Source organism: Nocardia sp. NPDC057663, assembly GCF_042799895.1.
Classification (GTDB): domain Bacteria; phylum Actinomycetota; class Actinomycetes; order Mycobacteriales; family Mycobacteriaceae; genus Nocardia.
This window is the reverse complement of record NZ_JBHVHX010000001.1, coordinates 254,972-280,365: the sequence shown is the minus strand read 5'-3', so window position 1 is coordinate 280,365 and position 25,394 is coordinate 254,972. Positions and strand designations below refer to the sequence as shown.

Below are 25,394 nucleotides of genomic sequence, written 5' to 3'. Positions count from 1 at the left end.
TGCTATGTCCGGTGAGGACCGGGTACGAAGCCCGCTTTCCGGGCGCGCGGGCCGTCACTTCGGGTTCCGAGGTCGGCCAGCAGGGCGTCGAGGCTCTCCAGGTCGCCCCATCCGTTGACCTCGATCATGCCGTCGACACCCACTCTGACCTCGATCCGGTCCGGCGTCGCAGCGTAGTCCAGATCGGCGTATCGGCTGGTCAAGGCACGTAGCCCCTGGTTTGTCGACCCCACCCAGGGGCGGCGATGGTCGAGCAGGTCGGCACGGAACGGGCCGTCGGCGAGGAGGTCGGTGTGCGCGAGCAGATCGGCGATATCGCGACGATGCCGCGCCCACGTGCGGAGATCGGCGTAGGTGTATCCGGTGAAGGTCATGACCGACAGACCTCGCGCACGGACGGCTGCGGCGCAGCGTGCCAGCGGGGCGGCCTGGTCGAAGGGTTCTCCGCCGAGCAGCGTGATGCCCTCCGTCTGCGCGGTCACGGCGTCGTCGATGAGCTGCTCAATCCATTCGGCCACCGGCACGGCGTCGCCGCCCGCCGGTGCCCACATGTGCGGATTGAAGCAGCCGGCGCAGCGAATCGCGCATCCCTGCACCCAAATCGCGGTGCGAATGCCTGGTCCCTCTGCCGCGGTCGCGGTGACCACCCGCGCGATGCGCAACGAGTGATCGGGTACCGCGTCCGGAATCACAGATCTAGCTTTCGTCCCCGCGACGCGGACGCGGCGGCCACCGTCTCGGAGTAGGCGAGGCGGTTCGCGAAGGGCTGCAACTCATGGGGTTTCAACCCGGTGACCGAGGCGAAATCGCGCAGATCGCGCAGCGGTCCGTTGTGCTCCCGTGCGTTGACCACCGCGACCACCGCACCGACGGGTATACCCGCTTCCACCAATTCTTCCGCCGTCGCGGAGTTCACATCTACCCGGTCATCGCGAAGACTCCCGCCGGGTCCTGCCGATCCCCAGTTCGTCCCAGCCGCCACCGCGGGCACATCAGCCCGCTGTGCCGCGAGTCGTGGATCGAACGGCGGCATCGCGGAGACGGCAGGCTGTTGCCACGGTGTGCCAGGCAGGGGCGTGGACGCGGGCTGCGGGGCGGGCTGCGGTGCCCAGTACTGCCGGCTGCCATCGGCGAGCCAGGGGGAACCCGATTGCGGCTGAATCTGGTTGGGGTACACCGGCTGCGGGGGAACCTGGTTGGGATACATCGGCGCGAACATCGTCTGACGCGAGGTCAACCGGATCCACAGCAACTCCAGATACTGGGTTCGGATCAGCAGGACGTGTGCGAAACCCGCGATCCAGTTCGCGAATATCACCCCGGTGGTCCAGGTGTCGACAATCCGTTCCTGGCCGGTCTTCGGCGGCGCGCCTGCGGCGACCTCGGCCACGGTCGGCCCGGAATGCTCTACACCGACGAAAATCCCGATGAGCACCAGCAGGTAGACGAGGCCGGCGATCAGCCAGGCTCGTTTACCCGTCCTGGCACCGATATAGAAGAAGCTCGCCCAGGTGAGCATTCCGAGCACGAAGGCAGGCAGGATCCACAGGCTGTGCAGGATGCGCCAGCGTGGGCTGCCGGGCTGTTGGGGCAGGGTCATCCGCGCTGATCCAGTCGCGCTTGCGCCTGCTGCTGCGTAACCATCGGTGCACCTGCGGTTTTCCACCAGTCCTCGGTGAAAGCGCTGTCCACGGTTTCGGCGCCGAGTAGATCCTCGAGCGCGTTCAGGTATGGCAGGCACTGCTCGCCGATCGTGTGCTGGGTCTCGGCGTGCACCTGTCCGTCCGCGGCCACGGTCACGGTGATACGAATCGGCCGGCTCATCCCCGGACCTCGAGCACCATGGTGACCGACCGGTCGGAGTTGGCCGTTTCCGCGACGAGCGACATGCCCGCCGCCGGCGCCTGCTCACGAACCCGGCGCAACACTTCCGCTTGTACCCGCAGCCCATATGCCGCATCGATCGCGAGCACCCGGTCGACGCAGCGCTGCTGGTCGGCGGTGCCGTGGAAATGAGCCTGCCAGATGCCGTCGCTACCGCGACGCAACTGGGCGCTGAGATCGGCCCATCGCGCATCGATCGAGTCCGCGGCGGTAACCATCGTCTGGGCTCCGGTGTCCTGCGCTGCGAGCGTGAGCAGCCCCGCGTCCCGCAACCGGGTGGACACGCTGCACACCTGCTGAGCGGGCGAGCTCTGCGCGGCCGCGACCTTGGCGACCGTGCCGAGCGCGATCGGCAGCAATATCAGGGAGATACTCACGGGGGGATTATTCCGGGATTCGCCCCTCGCCGCCAGCGGTCTTGGACGCTGGAACTGTGCGCAACTTGGCCCACTCCCGCAATTCGTTGACCCGTGCGGCGTGCACGATCGACAGCGGAACTGTGCTCTCGACCGCGTGTTGCAGGTCGCGCGCGGTCAGCGCGCGCCGATCGAAATAGGCTTCGAAAAGCCCTGACACCACGGCCTGTTCGATCTCCGCTCCGGAGAACCCCGCCGAGATCCTGGCCAGTTCCCACAGCAGTTCGGGTGTGTGTTCCTGGCCGGTCGCCGGCCCGGGACGACGGGCCAGGTGCAGCCGCCAGATCTCGATGCGCTCGGCGAAGTCGGGCAGGTCGACGAAGAAGATCTCGTCGAATCGACCTTTGCGCAAGAACTCTGGTGGCAGGTTCTCGATGCGGTTGGCTGTCGCCATGACGAATACCGGCACGGTCTTTTCCTGCAACCAGGCCAGGAAGGAACCGAACACACGCGCGCTCGTCCCGGTGTCGGACGCGGTGCCCGCGCCCGCGAAACCCTTGTCGATCTCATCGACCCACAACACGCACGGTGCGCAGGCTTCCGCGGTCGCCAATGCGGTCCGCATATTGTGCTCACTCGCGCCGACCAGCCCCGCGAATACCCGGCCGATGTCCAACCGGATCAGCGGAATTCCCCACGCGGCCGCAGCCGCCTTGGCGGTCAGCGACTTTCCACAACCGGGCACCCCGGTGATGAGAAGGCCTTTGGGCGCCGGTAGCCCGTAGGCCGCGGCTTCGGCGAGCCAGGAGTCTCGTCGCTTGTCCAGCCAGGTCTTCAACGCGTCGAGACCGCCGACGTCGTCGAGGGCGACTTCGGTCGGAACCAGTTCGAGCAGACCGGATTTCCGGATCGTCTGGGCCTTCTCGGCAAGCACCACATCCACATCAGCTTCGGTGAGGCTGGTACCGGTGACCATAGCCAGGGAGAAGGCGTTCTCGGCTTCGGCGAGGGTCATTCCGAGCGCCGCCCTGGTCAGCCGGTCGCGACCGCGATCGTCGAGCCGCACGGAGACACTGTCGCCGTTGCGCGCGATCATGCCTGCCAGCAGGGCACGGATCTCGGCTGCGTCGGGGAGCGGGAAATCGACGACAGTGACGTCTTTTTCGAGTTCCGGTGGAATCTGGAGTACCGGCGCGACCACGATGATCGTGCGAGCGAGTTCGCCGGACCGGAAGTCGCGCACGACATCGCGCAGCGCGCGCACCGTCTGCGGGTCGGCGGGCTGGGTGTTCCCGCCGAGGAAGGCGTGCAGGTCGCTCAGCACGAACACAGCGCGTTCCTGTGTCCGCGCGATGGCCCGCAGCATGGCGACAGGCGCGTGCGTCTCGCGTTCGGGGGCTCCGCCCGCCCGTCGAAGTCCCTCGGTCGCCGACCAATGCCACAGCCCGCGAGGGTTTTTCAGACTGCCGACCGCAGCGTCGATCTCGTCGAGCACACGCTGTTCCTCGAAGGACTCGATGAACATCAACGGAAAACGCGCTTGCAGGAGATGGGTCAAGCCAGAGCGAAACGGCGGCACGGCAGCCGATACTAGTGGGTCCGCTACTACCGGTAACCTCCCTGACGTGAGTCAGGGTTTAGGGGTGGGTACCGACGATGCCGTCGGGATTGCAAGGGCTGCAGCAGAGTTCGAGTGGACGTGGACTGCGGACGATATCGGACGATTTGCTCGGCGCGTCGGCTGGACTGTATCGGCACCTGCGGCGGACCCGGACAGATCGCCGACATATGTCGAGTGCCGCACCTTTCTCCAGGTCAACGAACCCGAGGCGACCTTCGCGATCGGTGCCGAGGGCGGAGTCGATGTCGCGTGGCTGGGGGTCACCGATGTGCGCCCGGCGCGGCAGGGTCCGGTACCTGCGGTGGTGTTCGAGGAATTCGTCGACCGGTTCCGATCGGTCTTCGGCGAACCCAGTTCCCGCAGCGACAATCCCGGCTACACGCCTGCCGTCGACTGGGGGCTGCCCACTGTGGTCATCACCCTGACCAGAGACGACGCGGTCTACTTGCGGCTCGCCAAGCCGCGCGATCCCGAACCGGTCTCGACCGAAAACCGTGTCGACGAGCTGTTAACCGGCCTGACCGATCGCGCCCGAGCTGGAGCGGAATTCGCCGATCGGATCGCCATCGTGCTGGCCGCCGATTTCGGACGCGGCTTCGGGCCGATTCGGGTTCCAGGGCCCGGACCCGAACGCCAGCCACGCCCGGAAAAGCGCTGGGAGCCCGGCGCCGACGTCGTCGGTTCCTGGTCGAGGACCGAAATTCTGCGCCTGTGCCACGATCTGGGCTGGACGCTCGAAGCGAACACCTACGACGAACACGCTGATGGTCCCCATCTCCTGTCACTGCTGGTCTCGAAGGTCTCCGACTACCAAAAGCGTTTCGGCTATGGCGAATACGTTGCACTGCATCTCAATCAGTACCTTCCCGACAACGCGGTCGACGACGCGTTCCGGCTGGCATTGCGCGAATGTGTGCGGTTGCTCGGTACACCCCATCTGGTCGGCGGGCCCGACGCATTCGCGAAGTGGCGCTACACCGACACGACCATCGAATTGTCCCGCGACTTCGGCCTTCTGGGCGCGGTGATGCTGAGTGTCAGGCCGAGCCACGCCTACGAATGGGAAGAAGGCCGCGACCAGGAATACGGTGAATACGGCGAGGATTGGGTCGGCAAGCTCTGGCAATTGCAGCCGGATGTCGATCTCACCTACGCGCTCGGCGGGTCGATGTACTACCCGGAACCGCCCGCCGAGGATTGGGAAGAACTCGGCTGGAATCTCGAGCAGGTCTTCGCCTCACTGGCCGCCGATCTGCCGGTGCTCGACCCGTTCGCTACCGAAGTGGGGTGGGCGATCAAGCGCACTCGCGGAGCGGAGGCGATCGCGCGCGGCTGGTTCGCGCCGCAGGGCGGCATGCTGGAAGTCGCACGCGACGGAGTGTGGGAGCAGCAGCTGTATCCTTCCGGCGCCGAGGCCGGTCGGGCGATCGCCGCGGCGACCATCGCCGCGATCCGTGCCGGCGGCGCGAAGTCGCCACGCGAGCTGACGGTCACCGCGCAAGCGACCCGGCCGCCGCAGCGACTCAACGACATCCGATTCGGCATCGGCGGCGACGGTATCGACTGGGGCGACGGCGATGACGACGACCTCGATGACGATGACCATGACGACGACGATGCGGACTTCGACGTTCCGTCCCGTCCGGGGCGGGCGAGCGCGACACCGCGCACCAACGGCCAATGGGAACAGACCGCCGCCGCGGACGACGAGTTTCTGCACCGCCTGACCGCGATCGCCGAAAACCAACTTCGAGTCGGGGGTACGGCGGTTCCCGACGAGGATGCCTGGGTGATCGCGCAACAGTGGCGCGACGGTGCCGAGGCCTTCCGTGGCGTGGCCGGTTCACCACCGCCCGCCGTCGACCCGCACGCGACCGCCGCGCTGATCGGCATTCTCGATTCCTGCCGCCCCCGCCTGACTGCCATGCTGGCCGCGGCCGAACGCAACGGGCTGGCGCTGATCGCGCATGCGGCAGCGGCCTACCTCGCAGCGCCCGGCTCGCAGGCGAATGCGCTGGGTGCGGCGGCTATCTGGGTGTTGGTCGAGGAGGACTACTGGGAGTGCTGCCAGGCGGCCTTCCCACACATGGATCATGTCGAGCGCGATATCCTGCCTCGCTTCCTCGACAGCTGGATCGCCTGCTTCGGCCTTGCCTTCGCCGCGGAAACCGTTGTGCTCGCACGCGGTTTCGATGTCGAGTCGAGCTATCCGCACGGTGCGCTGGTCGCCATGGCCGCAACCGATTGCGGGCGAGGTTCATACGATCAGATGATCCGCCTGGTCCGTGCGCACCTCGCGGCGGCACCTGAGCCGACGTATCGCCACGTTGCCGCGCACTTGTCCGGGCTCCGGGCGCGCCTCGGTACCGTGTGGGGCCGCATCGCCACCTCGTACCTGCTGCCGCACCGGCAGGATTGGGTCGACGCGGATCTGGCCGTGGACGGGCTGGACCGGTACAGCGACTCGGCGGCGATGCTGGCCACCTCGGTGACGCGACCCGATCAATACGCCCGCCTACGCGACGCGGTCGGCATGCCGACGATCAGCCATCTCGCCCAGGTCTACAGCCTGCTTGTCCAGGTGGGTCCGGACTGCTTCGACGTGGTCGCCGACTGGATGACCGAGGCCGTGAACGGCGTCGACGATCTGCGCAGCGCCGCAGAGATTCTCGCGTGGATCCCCACCGACGAGGCGTATGAGACGCTGCTCGACCTGCGCGAGAACGACCAGGTGACCGGCGCCCTCACCCTCGCTACGGCGCGCTATCCGCACCGGGCGCTACGGCTGCTCTGCGAGGCGCGGGAGTTGGCGTGGACAGCGGATCGGGCCGGCTGGTTCGACCCATTCGGCCTCCTCGATGCCATGTCCGCGCTACGTACCCGCATCGGAATGCCGGCTCGGATGCCAGTGCGCCCGATACCCGTCGCATCGGTGAGCATTGTTGGTTTATGCGCTGTCGTCTACGTGATCGCCGCACTGCAAGCGCACAGCTTCTCGCCTACAACGCAGAATTCGACGTTGTACGCGCAGTTGATGATGTCGCGTGGTGCTGTGGTGAACGGGCAGGTGTGGCGGGTGTTCAGCGGCGGGCTTGTTGCCGGCAATCTATCGGGGCTGCTGTTCCTGGCGGTCTCCGCCATCGGCGCTGGATACTTCGTCGAACCGATCTTGGGTCGGCTCCGCGTCCTCGCGATCAGTGCGACCGCGACAGTGGGTGGTTCGGCCGCGATCATGTGGTTGGCGACCGGCCCCGCGGTATTCGGCGCCAATGTCGTAGGTACCTCCGTCTGCGCCATATTGCTCACCTTGCTGATGCTGAGCGATCGTTATGATCGGACGGTATGGATCGGCCTGCTGGTGCCGGCGGTCCTTGTTCTGTGGCGGCTATGGGTGAATCCGAACTCGGTATGGGGCCTCGTCGGAGCGGTCGTCACCGCGGTGGTGGCCACCTTGGGCTTCGTCCTGATGCCACGCAGGGCCCATGCCAGGACCGACCGCGCGGCCCGGACCAGCGGGTGGCGCGCTCTAGCCGTGATCGCACTGGCGGCGCTGACGCTGAATGGCGCGGTCATCGCAATTCTCGCCTGAGCCGACATGAAAGAGCGGCCCACCGGATTCGGTGGGCCGCTCTTTTCGTTCTATCTCAGCTCAGGCGCTCGATGACCAGAGCCATGCCCTGGCCGCCGCCGACGCACATGGTCTCCACGCCGAACTGCTTGTCGTAGGTCTGCAGGTTGTTCAGCAGGGTGGTGGTGATGCGGGCACCGGTCATGCCGAAGGGGTGGCCCAGCGCGATCGCGCCACCGGAGACATTGAGCTTGTCCTCGTCGATCTTCAGCTCACGGGCCGAGCCGAGCACCTGCACGGCGAAGGCCTCGTTGATCTCGAACAGGTCGATGTCGGAGACCGACTTGCCCGCCAGCGCCAGCGCCCGCTTGACCGCCTCGACCGGGCCGAGGCCCATGATCTCGGGGGACAGGCCGGAGACGCCGGTGGAGACGATGCGGGCCAGCGGGGTCAGGCCCAGCTCCTTGGCCTTGGTGTCACTCATGATGACCAGCGCGGCGGCGCCGTCGTTGAGCGCGCAGCAGTTACCGGCGGTGACGGTGCCGTCGGGACGGAAGACCGGCTTGAGCCCGCTGACCGCCTCGTAGGTGACGCCGGCGCGCGGGCCGTCGTCCTTGCTGATCACGGTGCCGTCGGGCAGGGTCACCGGGGTGATCTCCCGCTCGAAGAAGCCGGCCTTGATGGCCTCTTCGGCGCGGTTCTGCGAGCGGACGCCCCAGCGGTCCTGGTCCTCGCGGGTGATGCCGGTCAGCGAGGCCACGTTCTCGGCGGTCTGGCCCATCGCGATGTAGGCGTCGGGGAGCAGGCCGTCCTGGCGCGGGTCGTGCCACGCGCCGGCGCCGCCCTCGGCGGTCTTGGCGGTGCGGGCCTCGGCCTCGGCGAACTCGGGGTTCTTGGTGTCGGGCGAGCTGTCGGCCGAGCCACGGGCGTAGCGCGAGACCGTCTCCACACCGGCGGAGATGAACACGTCACCCTCGCCCGCCTTGATGGCGTGGAAGGCCATCCGGGTGGTCTGCAGCGAGGACGCACAGTAGCGCTGCACGGTGGTGCCGGGGACGACATCGAGACCCAGCTTGATAGCGACGATGCGGCCCATGCCGAAGCCGCCCTCACCGGCCGGGGAGCCGGTGCCCAGGATGATGTCGTCGATCTGCGTCGGGTCGAGCGAAGGCACCTTGGCCAGCGCGGCCTGGACCATCTGCGCGGTCAGGTCGTCCGGACGCATACCGGCCAGGGACCCCTTGACGGCACGGCCGATGGGGGAGCGGGCGGTGGAGACGATGACGGCCTCGGGCATGAGGACTCCTTTTCGGATGGCTGCGTGAACGGCTGTTTACCTTGCCGGTCTTTCGTGAATCTAACTCTCGCCGTGCGCGACGGGAAGAGCAGGGCGTGCGCGCACCGCCTCGATCAGGACGGGAAGCAGCTGAGCTGCGGCCAATTCGTACCCCGCCGCGGACGGGTGGAATCCGTCGGTGGCGAACAGGATTTCCGGGGCGGCGCGGAACTCGGAGGCGACCAGCGGTGAACCCATCGCCACCGGCGTACCACCCGCGAGCGTGGTCGCCACCGTCTGCGCCTTGGCCAGGCGCACGCTCCAGTTGGCCACCACCGTGCGCAGCGGCTGCTGGATCGCGGTGACGGTGCCCAGGTTCGGGCAGGTGCCGACGACGACCAGCGCGTCGGCCGCACGCAGCCGCGACACCGCGGCGGCCAGCCTGCGCGCCGACGCCCGGATGGAGTGCTTCTTGGTGATGTCGTTGGCGCCGACCAGGATGACCGCGGCGTCCGGCGGCGGACCGGCGATGAACATCGCGTCGACCTGACCCGCCAGCCCCTTGGAGGTGGCGCCGGAGATCGCCTTGGTGCTCAGCCGGATCCGCAGCCCGGTGGCCTCGGCCAGTCCGCGCGCCAGCCGCACCCCCGGCACATCGGCGGCGCTGAGGCAGCCGAGCCCGGCGGCGGTGGAGTCACCGAAGATCATCAGATGCAGGTCGCTCGGCACGCCCTTGCGCCACGGCTCCGGCAGTTGCGCACCCGGCGCGTAGACACCGTCGGCCTCCGGCGGCTTGGAGGTGTCGCGCCCGATGACCGCGCGCGCCGCCCCTGCCTGTGTCATCAGCAACCGATAGGTAGCCCAGGAAACGGTGCCCGCGCCGGACCCGGCGAGCACGGTGGTCGCCCCCGTGACGACAGCGGTACGCCAGCTGATTCGAGGTGCGCTCACATCCGAAAATTCTACGACGCGGATCGGCGCGGGCGCAGCTGCCGAACCGGCTCCGGCGGGGCGGCGCTCGTGGTGCCGCTGCTCACAGGATCCGACCAGGTCGCGACGCCGAGCTACGGTTCTGCAACGATGGAGGCATGCGCATTGCGGATCATGTCGTCGACCTCATCGGCAACACCCCCCTGGTTCGGCTGAACTCGGTGGTCGGCTCGAACGCGGGCCTGGTCGCCGCCAAGATCGAATACCTCAACCCGGGCGGCAGCTCCAAGGACCGGATCGCGGTCAAGATGATCGATGCCGCCGAGGAGGAAGGGCTGCTGAAGCCCGGCGGCACCATCGTCGAGCCCACCTCAGGTAACACCGGTGTCGGTCTCGCGCTGGTCGCCCAGCAGCGCGGGTACAAGTGCGTGTTCGTCTGCCCGGACAAGGTCAGCGAGGACAAGCGCAACGTGCTGCGTGCCTACGGCGCCGAGGTCGTGGTCTGCCCGACCGCCGTGCCGCCGGAGCACCCGGACAGTTACTACACCGTCTCCGATCGCCTGGTCCGCGAGATCGAGGGCGCCTGGAAGCCCAACCAGTACGCCAACCCGGGTGGCCCGGACAGCCACTACGAGACCACCGGTCCCGAGATCTGGGCCGACACCGAAGGCAAGATCACCCACTTCGTCGCAGGCGTCGGCACCGGCGGCACCATCACCGGCACCGGCCGCTACCTCAAGGAGGTCTCGGGCGGGAAGGTGAAGATCATCGGCGCCGATCCGGAGGGCTCGGTGTACTCCGGCGGCACCGGCCGCCCGTACCTGGTCGAGGGTGTCGGTGAGGACTTCTGGCCCTCGGCCTACGACCCGTCCGTCCCCGACGAGATCATCGCCGTCTCCGACGCCGACTCCTTCGAGATGACCCGCCGCCTGGCCCGCGAGGAGGGCCTGCTGGTCGGCGGCTCCTGCGGCATGGCCGTGGTCGCCGCGATCGAGGTGGCCCGGCGCGATCCCGACGCCGTCGTCGTGGTGCTGCTGCCCGACGGTGGCCGCGGCTACCTGTCGAAGATCTTCAACGACAAGTGGATGAGCTCCTACGGCTTCCTCACCACCCCGCTGGAGGCCGGTCCCGAACCGCTGGTCGGCGACGTGCTGCGCGGCAAGTCCGGCGAACTGCCCGACCTGGTGCACACCCACCCGTCGGAGACCCTGCGCGACGCCATCGAGATCCTGCGCGAGTACGGCGTCTCGCAGATGCCGGTCGTCGGCGCCGAGCCGCCGGTGATGGCCGGCGAGGTCGCGGGCAGCGTCACCGAGCGCGATCTGCTCTCGGCCGTCTTCGAGGGCCGCGCCCAGCTCACCGATTCGGTGGCCCAGCACATGAGCCCGTCGTTCCCGCTGATCGGTTCGGGCGAGCCGCTCTCGACCGCCACCAAGGCCCTGTCCGACACCGACGCCCTGATGGTCGTCGAAGACGGCAAGCCGGTCGGCGTCATCACCCGCCACGACCTCCTCGGCTTCCTCAGCACCGGCTCCATCGGCCACTGAGGAGGCTGATTCCTGACTCGCGTGCTGGGATTAGGTTTTCGGTTCGGTCTCCGACGACGACATGCGCTTTGCCGCCACGGCATTCGATGAACTCGACGGGGTAGCGGGCGTCCGGCGAGAGATCGCGTGACGCTGCCGATCGTGCTCGATTCGACGGGCTGAAACCACACGACCACCCGTGGCAGCGCCCGGTGGCTATCGTGCCTACCGACTTCGGCATGGACAGGCTGGTCGGTGCCGTCCTCCACGGCGCACAGGCCGGTAGTCGCTACCTGGTGGATGCTCACGTTGTGGCGCTGTGTGCCCGGTACGGCGGCGGTCTGGTGATCACCTCTGACCCGGACGACATCCGCCACCTGGCAGCAGCCGTCCCCTCCGCGCGAATCATCGTCCGCCCTCCGGACTGAGCTCCCTGAGTGAGCGAGCCGGCATCTCTCGGCAGTCGCTGGCGCGCAAGCGTTTCCGAGACGCTGTCGTTCGTCCAGGAATTGACAACCTGCCTGAACATCCGAGATGGTGGGGTTGAAACTCTACGGAGAAGGTCTGGACAAGCGGGGGATTGATGGCGATTCGACTCATGATGCCGACATCGTGCGGAATCGTCGAGGTTTGGTGATGGCGACTGGCGGCTGGTTCAACCACTATGACGATCCGGACGAGTTCTGGGACGACGAGCCACTGACAAGGCCTCAGGCCACCCGAAACACACACACGCCGGATCGGCTGCATGACTCCTACCGAGGTGAACAGGCTTATCGATCGGAGCCAGGCGCCGGCTTTGGTGATGACCGCCGGTACCAGGGAGTGGACCCATCGGTATCGAGAACCGGCGCGAGTGACCTCGATATCCGCCCCGGCGCGAACTCCAGCGACTACCAGGGGTCTTCCTTCGCAACAATTGAAGTCGACCTGGGGCTCTTGCCGTCCCGTGTTGAATTGAGCCGCCAGTGGAACCGGTACGTGAATCCGGCTGATGCTGGCGATGAGCTGATGCGCGCCTATAAAAAGCGGTGGCAGATCACATTGGACGTAGCGTCGCGTCTGGAAAGCTTCTGACAGGCGAGTTCCGGCACGCATGTCCGGTTCCGGATAAGCGCACAGTCACGATGCTTCTACTCGAATCCCGAAGCTGGGCTGATTATCGGGAAACTCAGACCCGAATTTTTACTCGAGGTGTCTTCGAGGTTCATGGTCGAGCGCTAATCGACAATAGGTTGATCGTGTCGATGACGGCGGACTGCTTTCAGGTGAAGTCTATGCATGTGTGGGTCGGGTGGGGGCAGCAAGTCGACCCGATCCAAATTAGTGACGAAGTTTTGAGCTGCGCCGATCGTGTGCGGACCCTCCGCCCGACCTTCAAGGTCGAGGGGGACTACTCACGGTACGCGGATGAGGACCTTGAGTATCAACTTGTTCGCCATCGAGACAATTTGATTCGAGAGTTGGGGAAATAGAAATATGGGTGCGCCATCGCAACAGGCAATCTCGGTCGCGGTCAGCGCTGTGCGGACCGCCGCAAACAACTGGGACGAGGCGATTGGAGAATTGGAGACTGCGAGGCTAGCTGCCGAAAAGGCCAAGTTCACCGACCTTGAGGCCGGTGTTTTCATCCTGGCATACGACAAGTACAAAGACGTTCCAGACTTCTTCGCCAGTAGGATGGCCGAGGGAAAACTAGTGTTCGCTGAAATCGCAAGTACCCTGCGCTATGTCGCGGACACATACGAGGCGGAGGATGCAGCCAACGAGCACGCGATCCGCAATCTTTACTAGTCGGGGGGCAACAGGGTGGCAGAAGATAAGAATCCGCAAACTCGAATAGACTTGAACGAGAATGCTGAAACAATAAAAACCAAAATGGCGGAGTTGGAGAAGAAGCCCGATGAGGTAAACGATGCCTTTGGGGATATCGTATTGGCGGTTCGCCTGACCGGATGGGTGGGCGGTGGTGTGCTTGGACCGATTGGTAACCTCGCGGGAGGAGTGGCCGCCGAAAATACTATCGACAGGCTTTGGGAGGAACGCGATAAGGTTCTCGACTGCATAAGTAAGGCAGTCGCAAAGCTGAAGGAGCTAATAAAAGGCATATTCGTACCTGCTACTTTTATCGACTATGCCAATTCATGGCGAGATGTCGCCAGTGCTGTCACCAATGCTGGAACTCAGATTGACGAGACGAAGCTGAATGCCAATTGGTCCGGGATCGCGGCGGAATCGTATGAAAATTCTCGACAGCGGCAAGCGAAACCGTGCTCGCAGCTGGCAATTCCGGCTTCATGCGAGACCATAGCACTGGCCCTTGAGGCTGTTGCGGTTAAGACTTTGGAGCTTTACCGGGAAATTGTTGAAGCAATTCTCTCGTTCATTTCGAGTATTGCCGAGATTGTCGCTGCCGCTGCTACCGGACCCATCGCGGCGGCGCAGACCGCGGACATCGTTGCCAGTATCGGAAATATGTACAACGCAATCGCCCTGGCGATTGGAAGCATTGCCTCATCTGCGCAGGAAAGCATTATTGGCGGGAATCAGATCGCGCAGGCGAGCTCGGATATCGACGGTCTACCTGAAAACAAGTGGCCGTCCATGGTTGTCGAGGGGACTCAGAAGTTTGATGATGCGACGGTTACTGACGGCACAAATAATTGGTCGGTAAATACTGACAGGCGCACACAGTGAATATATTTGCGAGACGCGCTGTCGGCGCTACGGTGGCAGCAATCGCAGTTTCGCTCTTGTCGTCGTGCGGGCTGAATTCTTCGGAAAGTCCTGTGATGACAGAGTCGAGTCATACTCGTCGCGAGCAGTGCGATCGGACGCTGGCCTTCTTCTCAAAAGATCTCGGAATATCCTCTGCGGATATTGAATACGGATCCGGCGCGCCCGACGAAAAAATTGAGCTGGGAGCTCACTGTACCATTACGCAGGATTATCTTGCAGTGGGGCAAACGCGCCTACGGGCAATGTTGCCGAGCGAGTCGAAGCCCGCCTTACTCAAGGACGACCTGAGCTACATCCCGCTGTCCGGGATTGACGAGAAGGTATGGATAAAGACGGCGGCCAGCGCGGTGTACATTGTTACCCAGGTTGATGGTTGGCAGGGCACTCTCCATATTGAGACGGCTCAGATCAACGCCGGTCGAACTAAGTTCGAGGTATCGGACTTGCAGATCCGAACCGCGTCTCAGTTCCTAATCACGTTGACCAAAGAACTCGGGGCACAGGGCTGAGCGAAGGCAGGTGCTAACCGGAAACCTCGAGTGATCCGGCGAGGAAGAGGGATATGCGCTTCTGGCGGGAGGCGAGGACGCTGCTCCAGTTCCGTAGCCTGAACATCTCTCCGGATGCACCGGTCGCGCAGTGGCGGACCGGCGCAGTGCAGACCGCCCTCGAGCGCGGCGACCCCGATGATTGGCGACGGATCGGCCGGAATTGCGTCGTGACCCCTGGGGCCTGATCGCCCGACGGCTGTGGAAGAGGTGCTGTCGCAGCAGTCGCCCCTATGGCGTCGCCGAGATAATGGAATGCCTCCTCGGCCTCGGCTTCCTCAGCACCGGCTCGATCTAGCGACCTGCCCGACCCGCGGTGCCGCCCAGGGGACGGCACCGCAGAACGGCTAGCCCGTCAGCGCCGAGTGCAGTGACACCCACTGTTCCGGGTGGACGTAGGCGACGACGGTGTCGTGGGCGACGCCCGCGCCACGCAGGGCCTCGTCCACGTCCTGGTAGCGGGTGCGCAGGGACGCGCGGACGGTACCGCCGATGCCCGAGAACCCGGTGCGTACCAGCTCTGCGTACGAATCCCGCTGGGCGACCAGCGGATTCGGGCGGCGGTCGATCCGCAGAACGGCGGAATCGACCGAGGGGATCGGGCGGAAACTCGTCCGGGGGACCTGGCCGCGCAACTGCCAGTCGAACCACGGCCAGTGCAGCACCGTGGTCAGGCTCCAGCGGCCGTAGTCGCCGGTGCGTTTGCGCGCGTATTCCCGCTGGGTGAGCAGGGTCGCCGAGGTGAGCGCGGGTGCGTTCAGGCACCAGGCGACGATGTCCGAGGTCACCGAGTACGGGATGTTCCCGACCACCGCGAACGGTTCTCGCGGTGCCCTGGCCTTGGTGAAATCGCCACGCACCACCTGGATTCCGGCCTCGTTCCCGGTCCGCGCCGAGAGCTTGGCCGCCAGCAGCGGATCGATCTCGTACGCGGTCACTCGCGCGCCACGCGCGGCCAGCGCCCGCGTCAGCACGCCTTCGCCCGCGCCGGGTTCGAGGACCTCGCCCGCCGGAGCGGCGACCGCCATTATCGCGTCGACGGCGGTCCGATCCACCAGGAAGTTCTGCGAGAGCGTCCTTCTGGCCAGGTCACGCGACGTCCGGCCGCCGCTGTGCCCGGTGACCTTGCGCTGGGTATGTGAGTAGTTTCGGTGTGCAAAATCCTGCGCCACGGCAGTTGCCCCTTCGGGTCATCGAGTGAATGAGAGCTCGATGGGCCCTGGGCACGCCGGTGGACGCCGATGCGATATCCGCGTCCGCTAGCGGGCCAGAGCCCGGGCGTGGCGGATGCGAATGAATACTTGGCACGACATGCGGCAAACCTTAGAAACCGGAGGCCACCCACGCAACCGAATTTCCGCGACCGCCGCCACGTCGCCGAAAAGCCGGGGCAGCGTGCGGTATTCCGCTCGAATTAGGGTGAGCGGAACCATGGTCGAGGTCGCGGATGCCCTGCTGAACTGGCGGCATGGGCACCGAACGCCGCAAGTTGAAGACGGTCACGGGCGTGAGCGGGTCGCGTGATGTCTACGCCGCCGCACTCGATCCGACCCGCTCCACCCTCGACGAGGCGCAGCGGATCGCCAGGATCGCCGAGGACAACAAGATCGGCGCGGTGTTCGCGGCCGACCTGCTCGCCTTCGGCGCCCAGGGCGCGATCGGCGCGCAGGAACCGCTGATCCAGCTGGCGGCGCTGAGCGCGGTGACCACCCACGTCGGCCTCATCGCGACGGTCACCACGACCTTCCACCACCCTTACAACCTGGCCCGGCTGTTCGGCACCCTTGACCACGTCAGCAACGGCCGCGCGGCCTGGAACGCGGTGACCTCCTCGCTCGGCGAGCAGAACTACGGTGACCAGGAGCTGCCGAGTCCGGAGGAGCGGTACGACCGCGCCACCGAGGTGCTCACGGTGGTCAACGCGCTGTTCGACAGCTGGCGGCCGGGTGCACTGCGGACCGATGGCGATGGCGGCGTGGTGCTCGACGAGACCCTCGTGCGGCCGATCGACCATGCGGGACAGCACTTCTCGGTGCGCGGCCCGCTGAACATCCCGCCGCTGCCGCAGGGCAGACCGGTGCAGTTCCAGGCCGGTCAGTCGGCCGGTGGCATCGAGCTCGGCGCGCGCTTCGCCGAGGTGGTGTTCACCTCGCTGCCGACACTCGAAGATGCCGTCACCTACACGAAGAAGATCCGTACCCGCGCCGCGGAGTGGGGCAGGGCCGACGGGCTGCCGCTGATCTTCAGTTCCTTTCACGCGACCTACGGCGCGACCGAAGCCGAGGCGCACAGGCTGGTCCGCGAGGCGGCCGAGTCCACCGACTTCGACGCGGGCCGCCGTCAGCTGGCCGACATGCTCGGCGGCGGGATCGATCTGTCCGAGCTGCCGCTGGACAAGCCGATCCCGGAAACTCTGCTCCCGCGGCTGGATTCGGTGCATCGCAGGCGCGGGCGAGTCGAGATCTTCGGCAAGCTGGCCGCCTCGGGCGCCACCCTGCGCGAACTCGTCGTCGCCGCCAAGGACACCGGGCACTGGGCCGCCGCCGGCACACCGGAGCAACTCGCCGACGCCATCGAGGAGCGCTATCGGGCGAACGTGCTCGACGTGATCTCGCTCGGTGGCCTGGCCGACGAACGTACGTCGGATTTCGTCGTCAACGGACTGCTGCCCGAGTTGCGCAGGCGCGGGCTGGTCGATACCGACTACCTGGGCGACACCTACCGGGAGAACCTGGAACTGCCCGCGCTCGGGTGACGCCGGTCAGAACGGCACTTCGGTACTCAGCAATCCGGAACCGCTCGCGCGGCCGGACAGGGTGCGGCAGAACTCGACGGCGTCGAGCTCGATCGCGGGCGCGTCCGCGTCGCCGCTGGTCCACGTGCCGCCCGCGGGGCCGTGCAGCGTGAGGCGGTACGGCTTGCCGTGGCGCTGTGCCCACTCGCGGACCACGTCGTCGACGATGCGGCCGTCGTGGTCGGCGGTGAGCTCCAGTGGTCGCCCGGTCGCCCGGCTCAGATCGATCCGGTGCATCCAGGGGTCGCGGGTGAGGATCACCTCGGTCAGGAATCCGACCGTCCACCGCTCGTCGACACCGTTCACCCGCTCGCTGCCCGGCAGTGTCAGCTTGCGCAGGAACGCGGGGAGCCTGCGCCGGGCGGCCGCGGCGCGGGGGCCGAGGCGATCGATCAGGGCGCGCAATTCGTCCGGCGGGTGGACGCTGTAGCGGGCCACCTGATAGCCGGTCAGCGCATCGATGCGCCGCTCCTCGCCGCCGGGCCGCCGGTCGGCGACCCGTTGCTGCCGGATCATCTCGGTGACCGACGCCGTCATCGCCGCCATCCCGACGACGTGCGAGATCATCTGGTGCACAGTCCATTCCGGGCAATCGGTCGGCCGGTTCCAGTCGGCCGGGTCGAGCGCCGCGACGGCACTGCCGACGCGTTCGTATTCGATCGCGGCCAGAGTCATCGAATCGGGGCGCGGGATCGTGCTGCGGCGCGGTTCGGTCGGCGCCGGGGTCGTCGTGGTCATGGGGGGTCCCTCGGTTCCGGGGGCAGGCCGACGCTGTCGGCCCACATGGTCATCGCGCGTTCGATCAGCCTGCGCCTGCTGTCGCCGGCCGGATCGTTGGCGAGTTGCTGGTCGATGAGGCCGCCGATCAGGCTGAACCAGATCTCGATGTCACCCCGATCGGTGACACCTGCCTCGGCGAACATGGTGACGGCGTCGCGCACCACCCGCTTCGAGGGCGCGAACGCCGCGGGTGACGGCTCGAATCCGGGCACCGTGCGCTGATTCATCAGCTGGTAGCGGGCCAGATCCGCCACCGCGAAGTCGAAGAAGCCGTGGGCCATCGCCAGCAGCCGGGCGCGCGGCGCGGTGGGCAGGGCGGCGGCCACGCGCGCCGCGTGCTCCTCGTACTCCGCCCACGCCTGCCCGAACATCGCGTCGTAGATCGCGTGCTTGGAGGGGAAATGGGTGTACAGCGAGGGCGCGCGCATGCCGACCCTGGTGGCGACATCGCGCAGGGTGATCTGCGCCAGGCCGTTCTCCCTGGCGAGGTCCCACGCGACCTGCAGGATCTCCCGTCGTGTTGCCTCACGGCGTTCGGCTTGCCTATCGCGAGTAGTTTCGCCTAACACAGTTAGAAGTGTGACGCAGATCACGTCCGCTTGTCAACGGTTGTCGCTGGTCGCGGCCGTCTCCGATTCCAGGGCGGGTGTGCCGGTCGGCGGCTGAACCGACCGGCGCGCAGCGAGCTACCGGAACGCGTTGGCGTCGGTGAGCGCCTTGCCGAGCACCAGCTGATGCACCTCGGCGGTGCCCTCGTAGGTGAGCACCGACTCCAGGTTGTTCGCATGCCGCAGCACCGGGTAGTCGAGGGTGATCCCGTTGGCGCCGAGAATGGTTCGGCACTCACGGGCGATGGCGATGGCCTCGCGGGTGCTGTTCAGCTTGCCCGCGCTGATCTGCTCGCCGGTGATCTCGTGCCGATCCTTCAACCGGCCCAGGTGCAGCGCCAGCAACTGGCCCTTGCCGAGTTCCAGCGCCATATCGGCGAGCTTGGCCTGGGTGAGCTGGTAGGCGGCCAGCGGCTTGTCGAACACCTCGCGGGTGCGGGCGTAGTCGATCGCGGCGGCCAGGCAGTCGCGGGCCGCGCCGAGCGCGCCGAAGACGATGCCGAAGCGGGCCTCGCTCAGGCAGGCCAGCGGTGAGCTCAGGCCGCCCGACTCGGGCAGCACGGCGTCGGCGGGCAGCCGCACGTCGTCGAAATCCAGTGCGGCGGTCAGGGATGCGCGCAACGAGAGCTTGCGGTGGATCTCCCTGGTGGTGAAACCGGGAGTGCCCGCGGGCACCAGGAAGCCGCGCACCCGCGGCTTGTCCTGGCCCGGTTCCTCGGCATAGGCCCAGACGACGGCGATATCGGCGACCGAGCCGTTGGTGATCCACATCTTGGACCCGTTGAGCACCCAGTCGTCGCCGTCGCGCTTGGCCCTGGTGCGCATCCCGCCGGGGTTGGAGCCGAAATCGGGCTCGGTGAGACCGAAGCAGCCGATCACCTCACCGGCCGCCATCGCGGGCAGGTACTGCTGCTTCTGCTCCTCGGAGCCGAAGAAGTGGATCGCGGACATCGCCAGCGAGCCCTGCACCGACACCATGCTGCGCACGCCGGAGTCGACGGCCTCGAGTTCCTGGCACGCCAGTCCGTAGGCGGTGGCCGACGACCCCGCGCAGCCGTAGCCCTCCAGATGCATGCCGAGCAGCCCGAGCTTGCCGAGTTCGGGGGCGATCTCCCTGGCCGGGAAGGTGCCGTCCTCGAACCAGCCGGCGATGTGCGGGCGCAGCCTGCGCTCGCCGAATCGGGCCACGGTGTCGCGGATTTCGCGCTCCTCCTGCGACAGCAACGGATCGATCGCGAACAACTCTTCGACAGTCACCATGTCGTCAGCCTAATTGGCACAGGCGCGGAGCGTCCTCAGTCTTTCGCGCATGGCCGCAGCGAAGGCGGAGGTACGCCTAACGCTGCGGTCCACGGCAAATCCGGCACATCGTGCACGGCCAATACCCCAGCGCTTCGACCCGAATCCGGTCTACTAGCCTGAGCTCATGAGTGAGCTGGGATTCTCGACCAGGGCCATCCACGCCGGATATGAACCCGATCCTCAGACCGGTGCGGTCAATGTGCCCATCTACGCGAGCTCCACCTTCGCCCAGGACGGCGTCGGCGGCATGCGCGGCGGCTACGAATACGCCCGCACCGGCAACCCGACGCGCACGGCACTGGAAGCCAACCTCGCCGCCCTCGAATCGGGCAGCTTCGCACGGGCCTTCGCCTCTGGCATGGCGGCGACCGACTGCGCACTGCGCGCCACTCTGCGTCCCGGCGACCACATCGTCATCCCCGACGACGCCTACGGCGGCACCTTCCGGCTCATCGACAAGGTCTTCAGCCAGTGGGGGATCGAGCACTCACCCGCCCACATCGCGAACCTCGACGAGGTGCGCGCGGCCATCCGCCCCAACACCAAGCTGGTGTGGGTCGAGACCCCGACCAACCCGCTGCTGAGCATCGGTGACATCCCCGGGCTGGCCGATATCGCGCACGCGGCCGACGCCAAGCTGGTCGTCGACAACACCTTCGCCACCCCGTACCTGCAGCAGCCGCTGCTGCTCGGCGCCGACATCGTCGTGCACTCGACCACCAAGTACCTGGGCGGTCACTCCGACGTCGTCGGCGGCGCGCTGATCACCAACAGCAAGGAGCTCGACACCGCGTTCGCGTTCCTGCAGAACGGCGCAGGCGCTGTCCCCGGCCCGTTCGACGCCTTCCTCACCCTGCGTGGCATCAAGACGCTGGCCGTGCGGATGGAGAAGCACTGCGACAACGCCGAGGTGATCGCGGAGTTCCTCACCAACCACCCGGCCATCTCGCAGGTCATCTACCCGGGCCTGCCCACCCATCCCGGGTACGAGATCGCGCAGAAGCAGATGCGCCGCAGCGGCGGCATGATCTCGGTGCGCCTGGCCGGTGGCCGGGAGGCGGCGCTGAAGTTCTGCTCGCGCACCCGGATCTTCACCCTGGCCGAGTCGCTCGGCGGGATCGAGTCGCTGATCGAGCACCCGGGCGCGATGACCCACGCCAGCACCGAGGGTTCGGCGCTGGAGGTTCCCGCCGACCTGGTCCGGCTGTCGGTCGGTATCGAAGACATCAGCGATCTTCTCGCCGATGTCGAGCAGGCGCTGAGCTGACAGGGACCCCGTAGATGACGAAGCGGCCGCATCCGATGTTCGGATGCGGCCGCTTGCGTTCGGGTTCAGGCTCTGTGGGCTCGGCGGGGCCCCGCTCAGCCGTGGTACGGCTCCGCGCTGACCAGGGTCACCTTCATGGTGTTGCCGTTGGGCAGCGTGTACTCGCGGGTCTCGCCCACCTTGGCGTCGATCAGCGCGCCGCCCAGGGGCGAATTCGGCGAGTAGGTCTCGAGGTTGGTCGCGCCGAGGCCCTCTTCGCGGGTCGCGATGAGGAAGGTCTCGGTGTCGTCGGAGTCGCCGTCGTAGTAGACGGTGACGACCGAGCCCGGGAGCGCCACACCGGACTTGGTGGGGGCGACGCCGACCTTCGCGTTGTTCAGCAGCTCCTGCAGCTGGCGGATGCGCGCCTCCTGCTGGCCCTGCTCCTCGCGCGCGGCGTGGTAGCCGCCGTTCTCCTTGAGATCGCCCTCTTCGCGGCGCTCGTTGATCTCGGCGGCAATGACCGGACGGTTGGCAATGAGCGAGTTCAACTCGCCCTGGAGCCTGTCGTGCGACTCCTGGGTAAGCCAGGTCACATTCTCGGTCATCTCGATCACTCCCTAGTAGTTGTTCCCGGCGCACCGGGATTCCCTGAAACCAGTGCGGTGCCCTCCGGCGGGAGGGCATGCACCAGCCCGACGGCTGGAGCGATCCTGGGGGTGAACCCGTAACCCGCTAACAGCACCGCTGGCCGCCAATGCAGCAAACACGGCTCCGAGCCCCGGAACCGTGTATCAGGCCATTTTAGCATGTCCCATAAATATGCAGGTCAGGCTAGGCGTACCTCCGCATTCGCTGCGGCCATGCGCAGGTCTGCGGACGGCTCCGCCGGGCAGCGTCCAATGGGCGAGGCTGCTATTCCACCCGCAGATAGCCCGGTACCTGCTCGGTGCAGCCATAGATATCGCCCGCCGAGGCGCGTGCCGAGGACTTGACCGTGGTCGTCACCTGGACGCTGGTGGAGTCCGAACCGGGGACCAGAACCTCACGCCTGCCGACCTCGGCGCCGTCGCGGTCCATCGCCCGGACGAAGCAGACGACGGCCTGCTGCGGTGAGTCTCTGGTCACCTTCATCCGCACCGTGAGCGTCGAGTCGTCGTCGACCACGTAGCCGAGCTGCTCGGTCTCGATCGCCTTCGGGCCGTACTTCTGGAACCCCAGATAGGCGACGCCGAGGCCTGCGACCAGCACTCCGACGCCGAGCACGACCAGGAGCCACCGCCGACGCACCGGGGGTTTCCGGCCGTATCGATCGGCGTGTCGCGCTGCTGCGGCGGCCGAGGTCGCCGCGGAGTCCGGTGCGGGCTCGGTCATCGGTTTCTCGCTCCCGGGGGTGGTCGGAACAAACGGGGGGTCGGATGGAACTATAGGGAACGAAGTTCTGACACCCGCGAGCGAGAGCGATGGTGAACGAGACGTGAGTGGCCTTCGCCTCATGGCGGTGCACGCCCACCCCGACGACGAATCGAGCAAGGGCGCCGCGACCATGGCCAGGTACGCGGCCGAGGGCGTCGACGTCCTGGTCGTGACGTTGACCGGTGGTGAACGCGGCAGCATCCTCAACCCGGCCATGGACACCCCCGGTGTCCTGGACCGGATCGAGGAGGTCCGGCGCGAGGAGATGGCCGCGGCCGCCCACGCGCTCGGCGTGCGCCAGCACTGGCTCGGCTTCGTCGACTCCGGCCTGCCCGAGGGCGACCCGCTACCGCCGTTGCCCGAGGGCTGCTTCGCGCTGGTGCCGCTGGAGGAGTCCACCGAGGCGCTGGTGCGGCTCGTGCGCGATTTCAAGCCGCACGTGATCACCACCTACGACGAGAACGGCGGTTACCCGCACCCGGATCACATCCGGTGCCACGAGGTATCGATGGCCGCCTACGAGACGGCGGGCGATCCGGCGAAGTTCCCCGAGGCGGGCGCACCGTGGACGCCGCTGAAGCTGTACTACGACCACGGCTTCAGTACGAAGCGCCTGGAGACCTTCGCCGAGGAGTATGAGCGCATCGGCGAACCGTTCCCGCTGCAGGAGTGGCTGGACCGGATGCATCAGTTCAAACGCGGCGCCGCCTGGAACCGGGTCACCACCCAGATCGAATGCTCGAAATACTTCCCCCAGCGTGACGACGCCCTGCGCGCGCACGCGACCCAGATCGATCCGAACGGGGCGTTCTTCGCGATCCCGTTGGAGATGCAGCAGCGGCTCTGGCCGACCGAGGAGTTCGAATTGGCCAAGACGAGGGTGAGTACCGCCATCCCGGAGACCGACCTGTTCGCCGGTATCGAGGACGTCGACCGGTGATGTTGGTCTACCTCGCTCAGAACACCCCGACCGGACCCGAGTTCGGCAAGGCGTCGCCGCTCGGCCTGCTGGTCATCCTGATCCTGCTGGCCGGCACCGTGCTGCTCGTCCGCTCGATGAACAAGCACCTCAAGGGCCTGCCCGAGACGTTCGAGCCCGAGCACCCGGAACCGGACCAGAAGGCCGACGAGGGCACCGAGCCAGGCGCCATCGACCCGGAACCCGGCGACGGCACCCCGAAGGCCCCGAAAACCGACTAGGGCAGCCGGGCGATATCGGTCACCAGCTCGCCGACCAGATCCCTGGCGACGGCCGCGTGCTCGGCCAGCTGCCGCGGCGCGCCGGCCGCGCTCAGCTCGATCATCTTGTTCATCAACCCGAAGATGACGACGAGCCTGCGCAGCGCGGCCCGGCGCTCGGCCACGGATAGCTCGGTGTTGTGCAACTCTGTCCCCGTCACAAGAGAGTGATCGTGACACCGCCACACAACGTTTCGCCGAAACCCGTTGACGTGGACTACGCGACCGAGCTGTCGGTGGGCCGGGTTCCTACCAGTCGATGAGGTCGAGTTCGTGGAGGCGGCGGAAGACCATCATGGAGCCGGGGGCTACGTGTTCCATGGCGGCGTATTCGCTGACGGTGAAGTAGCGGAATTCGGCGATTTCGCCGGTGGCGTGGGGTTCGCCGGTGAAGTCGGCGAGGAAACAGGTCATGTGCAGGCCGGTGTTGCGGCCGTGGCCGAACGCTTCGGCCTCGAAGATGCCGAGTTCGGCGACGCCGGACAGGCCGACGCCGAGTTCTTCCTCGATCTCGCGGTGTAGTGCCTGTAAGGGTGTTTCGCCCGGATCGATCTTGCCGCCCGCCATGTAGAAGACCTCCTTGCCTTCCGGGCGCGTCTGGATCAGCCTGCGGTCGCGGACATGGGCGAGGGCGGCGGTGCGGATCATGGGCATCACTCTATGGAGCGATCGGCTCCGGCTCACATCGAACCGGCTGCGCGTCGCCCTGGTGTCTGGGTCAGCTCACGGCGCGGGCGCCTCCAGCGGTGCGATGGTGCGGGTTTCGGAGCTGGTGAGCGTGTCGATGCGCGAGGTGTCCTTGAGGTCGACGCCCGAGCGGCCGAGCGTGCGCGCGCCCGCGACCAGACCGGCCACCACGCGGGCGGCGTCGGCGTAGGTGAGGCCGTCGGGCGGGTGGATGTTGGAGATGCAGTTGCGTTCGGCGTCGGCGCGGCCGGGGCGGGGGAGGTGGGTGAGATAGATGCCCAGACTGTCGGCGACCGAGAGGCCTGGGCGTTCCCCGATGATCACCAGCACCGTCCGCACACCCATGGCCTCGGCGATGTGATCGCCCAGGGCGACGCGCGCCTGGGTGGCGATCACCGGTGGAGCCAGGGTGTAGCGATCGGTGAGTTCGTCGGCCAGTGCGGTGAGCAGGCCGGCGCCGTGGTCGGTGAGCGCACGCGGGGACAGTCCGTCGGCGAGCACGAAACCGATATCGGCACTGTGGTTCTCGATGCCGGACAGGTCGGCGGGCAGCCTGCCGAGATCGGGCCGGCGCAGGTACTCCGAGCGGTCGGCGGCCATGCTGGTCACCGTCACCGGGTCGCCCAGACCCATACTCGCGATCTGTTCGGCGAAGATGTCGACTTCCAGCGGGACGTGCACCGCGTCCCGGGCGGCGGCATGGGCGGCCCGCAGCTCGAGGATCTCGGTGGTCGGCAGGGCGTCGCCGGTGCGCCCGAGCCCGATCCTGGCCTGGGTGTTGCGTCGCAGATCTCGCCAGAACTCCTGCGCCACAGCATCGTCGGAACTCGCTGCCGCACGCCCGCTCGATGTCGGCTCGCCCACTGCACTTCCT

At 66.8% G+C, this 25,394-nt stretch carries 27 protein-coding genes; 11 read left to right on the top strand and 16 right to left on the bottom strand.

The features are described 5' to 3' along the window. Positions 1–2 precede the first annotated feature (2 nt). Genes ACFVAV_RS01370 through ACFVAV_RS01350 form a run of 5 tightly spaced genes read right to left on the bottom strand, consistent with a single transcriptional unit; the run spans position 3 to position 3,765 of the window. Positions 3–647 (bottom strand): 4Fe-4S single cluster domain-containing protein, encoded by a 645-nt coding sequence (locus ACFVAV_RS01370; RefSeq protein ID WP_379029889.1) that lies wholly within the window; start codon positions 645–647, stop codon positions 3–5. Positions 648–688: 41 nt separating this feature from the next. Beyond that, the gene (locus ACFVAV_RS01365; RefSeq protein WP_379028343.1) at positions 689–1,600 is read right to left on the bottom strand and encodes a helix-hairpin-helix domain-containing protein; all 912 of its coding nucleotides are present in this window, start codon (positions 1,598–1,600) and stop codon (positions 689–691) included. Further along, a complete protein-coding gene (locus ACFVAV_RS01360; protein WP_379028341.1) occupies positions 1,597–1,824 on the bottom strand; it encodes a DUF2997 domain-containing protein in 228 nt (75 codons plus the stop codon). The genes ACFVAV_RS01365 and ACFVAV_RS01360 overlap by 4 nt, the downstream gene beginning before the upstream one ends. Further along, on the bottom strand, positions 1,821–2,261 hold the full coding sequence (locus tag ACFVAV_RS01355; RefSeq protein ID WP_379028339.1) for a hypothetical protein: 441 nt from the start codon (positions 2,259–2,261) through the stop codon (positions 1,821–1,823). Before ACFVAV_RS01355 ends, ACFVAV_RS01360 begins: the two co-directional genes overlap by 4 nt. Positions 2,262–2,268: 7 nt before the next feature. Beyond that, positions 2,269–3,765 carry an AAA family ATPase gene (locus ACFVAV_RS01350; protein ID WP_379028337.1) on the bottom strand — a complete coding sequence of 499 codons (1,497 nt, stop codon included), beginning with the start codon at positions 3,763–3,765 and terminating at the stop codon, positions 2,269–2,271. A gap of 118 nt (positions 3,766–3,883) precedes the next feature. On the opposite strand from ACFVAV_RS01350, the gene ACFVAV_RS01345 reads away from it, so the two are divergent. Then, positions 3,884–7,450: a DUF6301 family protein gene (locus ACFVAV_RS01345; protein WP_379028335.1), complete on the top strand. Its 3,567-nt coding sequence runs from the start codon at positions 3,884–3,886 to the stop codon at positions 7,448–7,450. Positions 7,451–7,505: 55 nt separating this feature from the next. Here the strand turns inward: ACFVAV_RS01345 and ACFVAV_RS01340 are convergent, their stop codons facing one another. Together ACFVAV_RS01340 and ACFVAV_RS01335 are read right to left on the bottom strand one after the other, a co-directional pair. Continuing rightward, positions 7,506–8,726: an acetyl-CoA C-acetyltransferase gene (locus ACFVAV_RS01340; protein ID WP_379028333.1), complete on the bottom strand. Its 1,221-nt coding sequence runs from the start codon at positions 8,724–8,726 to the stop codon at positions 7,506–7,508. A gap of 60 nt (positions 8,727–8,786) precedes the next feature. Beyond that, positions 8,787–9,656, bottom strand: a complete 870-nt coding sequence (locus ACFVAV_RS01335) for an SGNH/GDSL hydrolase family protein (protein ID WP_379028331.1) — start codon at positions 9,654–9,656, stop codon at positions 8,787–8,789. 137 nt (positions 9,657–9,793) lie between these two features. On the opposite strand from ACFVAV_RS01335, the gene ACFVAV_RS01330 reads away from it, so the two are divergent. The 6 genes from ACFVAV_RS01330 to ACFVAV_RS01305 all read left to right on the top strand — a co-directional run bounded on the left by ACFVAV_RS01330 (position 9,794) and on the right by ACFVAV_RS01305 (position 14,409). After that, positions 9,794–11,182, top strand: coding sequence for a cystathionine beta-synthase (locus tag ACFVAV_RS01330; RefSeq protein WP_379028329.1), 1,389 nt, complete (start codon positions 9,794–9,796; stop codon positions 11,180–11,182). A gap of 218 nt (positions 11,183–11,400) precedes the next feature. Beyond that, positions 11,401–11,589 (top strand): hypothetical protein, encoded by a 189-nt coding sequence (locus ACFVAV_RS01325; protein WP_379028327.1) that lies wholly within the window; start codon positions 11,401–11,403, stop codon positions 11,587–11,589. A 115-nt stretch (positions 11,590–11,704) separates the two neighbouring features. Beyond that, positions 11,705–12,238, top strand: coding sequence for a hypothetical protein (locus tag ACFVAV_RS01320; protein ID WP_379028325.1), 534 nt, complete (start codon positions 11,705–11,707; stop codon positions 12,236–12,238). Between the two features lie 402 nt (positions 12,239–12,640). Then, positions 12,641–12,955: a hypothetical protein gene (locus tag ACFVAV_RS01315; RefSeq protein WP_379028323.1), complete on the top strand. Its 315-nt coding sequence runs from the start codon at positions 12,641–12,643 to the stop codon at positions 12,953–12,955. Positions 12,956–12,970: 15 nt separating this feature from the next. After that, the gene (locus ACFVAV_RS01310) at positions 12,971–13,858 is read left to right on the top strand and encodes a hypothetical protein (protein WP_379028321.1); all 888 of its coding nucleotides are present in this window, start codon (positions 12,971–12,973) and stop codon (positions 13,856–13,858) included. Between the two features lie 95 nt (positions 13,859–13,953). Beyond that, complete coding sequence (locus tag ACFVAV_RS01305; protein ID WP_379028319.1) at positions 13,954–14,409, top strand: hypothetical protein; 456 nt, start codon at positions 13,954–13,956, stop codon at positions 14,407–14,409. Positions 14,410–14,795: 386 nt separating this feature from the next. Here ACFVAV_RS01305 and erm read toward each other — a convergent pair whose 3' ends face one another. After that, entirely contained in the window at positions 14,796–15,536 is a 741-nt protein-coding gene (gene erm, locus ACFVAV_RS01300) for an ErmE/ErmH/ErmO/ErmR family 23S rRNA (adenine(2058)-N(6))-methyltransferase (protein WP_379029886.1), read from the bottom strand. 380 nt (positions 15,537–15,916) lie between these two features. On the opposite strand from erm, the gene ACFVAV_RS01295 reads away from it, so the two are divergent. After that, a complete protein-coding gene (locus ACFVAV_RS01295) occupies positions 15,917–17,203 on the top strand; it encodes an NtaA/DmoA family FMN-dependent monooxygenase (RefSeq protein WP_379028317.1) in 1,287 nt (428 codons plus the stop codon). 6 nt (positions 17,204–17,209) lie between these two features. On the opposite strand, the gene ACFVAV_RS01290 is transcribed toward ACFVAV_RS01295, so the two are convergent. From ACFVAV_RS01290 to ACFVAV_RS01280, 3 genes are all read right to left on the bottom strand, one after another. Further along, positions 17,210–17,980, bottom strand: a complete 771-nt coding sequence (locus ACFVAV_RS01290; RefSeq protein ID WP_379028315.1) for a maleylpyruvate isomerase family mycothiol-dependent enzyme — start codon at positions 17,978–17,980, stop codon at positions 17,210–17,212. Then, a complete protein-coding gene (locus ACFVAV_RS01285; RefSeq protein ID WP_379028313.1) occupies positions 17,977–18,591 on the bottom strand; it encodes a TetR/AcrR family transcriptional regulator in 615 nt (204 codons plus the stop codon). The genes ACFVAV_RS01290 and ACFVAV_RS01285 overlap by 4 nt, the downstream gene beginning before the upstream one ends. A gap of 117 nt (positions 18,592–18,708) precedes the next feature. Then, complete coding sequence (locus tag ACFVAV_RS01280) at positions 18,709–19,890, bottom strand: acyl-CoA dehydrogenase family protein (RefSeq protein ID WP_379028311.1); 1,182 nt, start codon at positions 19,888–19,890, stop codon at positions 18,709–18,711. A 166-nt stretch (positions 19,891–20,056) separates the two neighbouring features. Here ACFVAV_RS01280 and ACFVAV_RS01275 point away from each other — a divergent pair, with 166 nt between their 5' ends. Continuing rightward, positions 20,057–21,199 carry a cystathionine gamma-synthase gene (locus ACFVAV_RS01275; RefSeq protein ID WP_378856506.1) on the top strand — a complete coding sequence of 381 codons (1,143 nt, stop codon included), beginning with the start codon at positions 20,057–20,059 and terminating at the stop codon, positions 21,197–21,199. A 95-nt stretch (positions 21,200–21,294) separates the two neighbouring features. Here ACFVAV_RS01275 and greA read toward each other — a convergent pair whose 3' ends face one another. Together greA and ACFVAV_RS01265 are read right to left on the bottom strand one after the other, a co-directional pair. Further along, positions 21,295–21,786, bottom strand: coding sequence for a transcription elongation factor GreA (gene greA / locus ACFVAV_RS01270; RefSeq protein ID WP_379028309.1), 492 nt, complete (start codon positions 21,784–21,786; stop codon positions 21,295–21,297). Between the two features lie 307 nt (positions 21,787–22,093). Next, complete coding sequence (locus ACFVAV_RS01265; protein WP_379028307.1) at positions 22,094–22,552, bottom strand: DUF4307 domain-containing protein; 459 nt, start codon at positions 22,550–22,552, stop codon at positions 22,094–22,096. 121 nt (positions 22,553–22,673) lie between these two features. Here ACFVAV_RS01265 and mca point away from each other — a divergent pair, with 121 nt between their 5' ends. Then, on the top strand, positions 22,674–23,534 hold the full coding sequence (gene mca, locus ACFVAV_RS01260; protein ID WP_379029883.1) for a mycothiol conjugate amidase Mca: 861 nt from the start codon (positions 22,674–22,676) through the stop codon (positions 23,532–23,534). Further along, positions 23,534–23,794 carry a hypothetical protein gene (locus ACFVAV_RS01255; RefSeq protein WP_379029881.1) on the top strand — a complete coding sequence of 87 codons (261 nt, stop codon included), beginning with the start codon at positions 23,534–23,536 and terminating at the stop codon, positions 23,792–23,794. The genes mca and ACFVAV_RS01255 overlap by 1 nt, the downstream gene beginning before the upstream one ends. Here the strand turns inward: ACFVAV_RS01255 and ACFVAV_RS01250 are convergent. From ACFVAV_RS01250 to eutC, 3 genes are all read right to left on the bottom strand, one after another. Beyond that, positions 23,791–23,994, bottom strand: a complete 204-nt coding sequence (locus ACFVAV_RS01250) for a hypothetical protein (RefSeq protein ID WP_379028305.1) — start codon at positions 23,992–23,994, stop codon at positions 23,791–23,793. The genes ACFVAV_RS01255 and ACFVAV_RS01250 overlap by 4 nt on opposite strands. Positions 23,995–24,082: 88 nt before the next feature. After that, positions 24,083–24,487, bottom strand: coding sequence for an NUDIX domain-containing protein (locus ACFVAV_RS01245; RefSeq protein WP_379028303.1), 405 nt, complete (start codon positions 24,485–24,487; stop codon positions 24,083–24,085). A gap of 69 nt (positions 24,488–24,556) precedes the next feature. Beyond that, positions 24,557–25,384, bottom strand: coding sequence for an ethanolamine ammonia-lyase subunit EutC (gene eutC / locus ACFVAV_RS01240; RefSeq protein WP_379028301.1), 828 nt, complete (start codon positions 25,382–25,384; stop codon positions 24,557–24,559). Positions 25,385–25,394 lie beyond the last annotated feature (10 nt).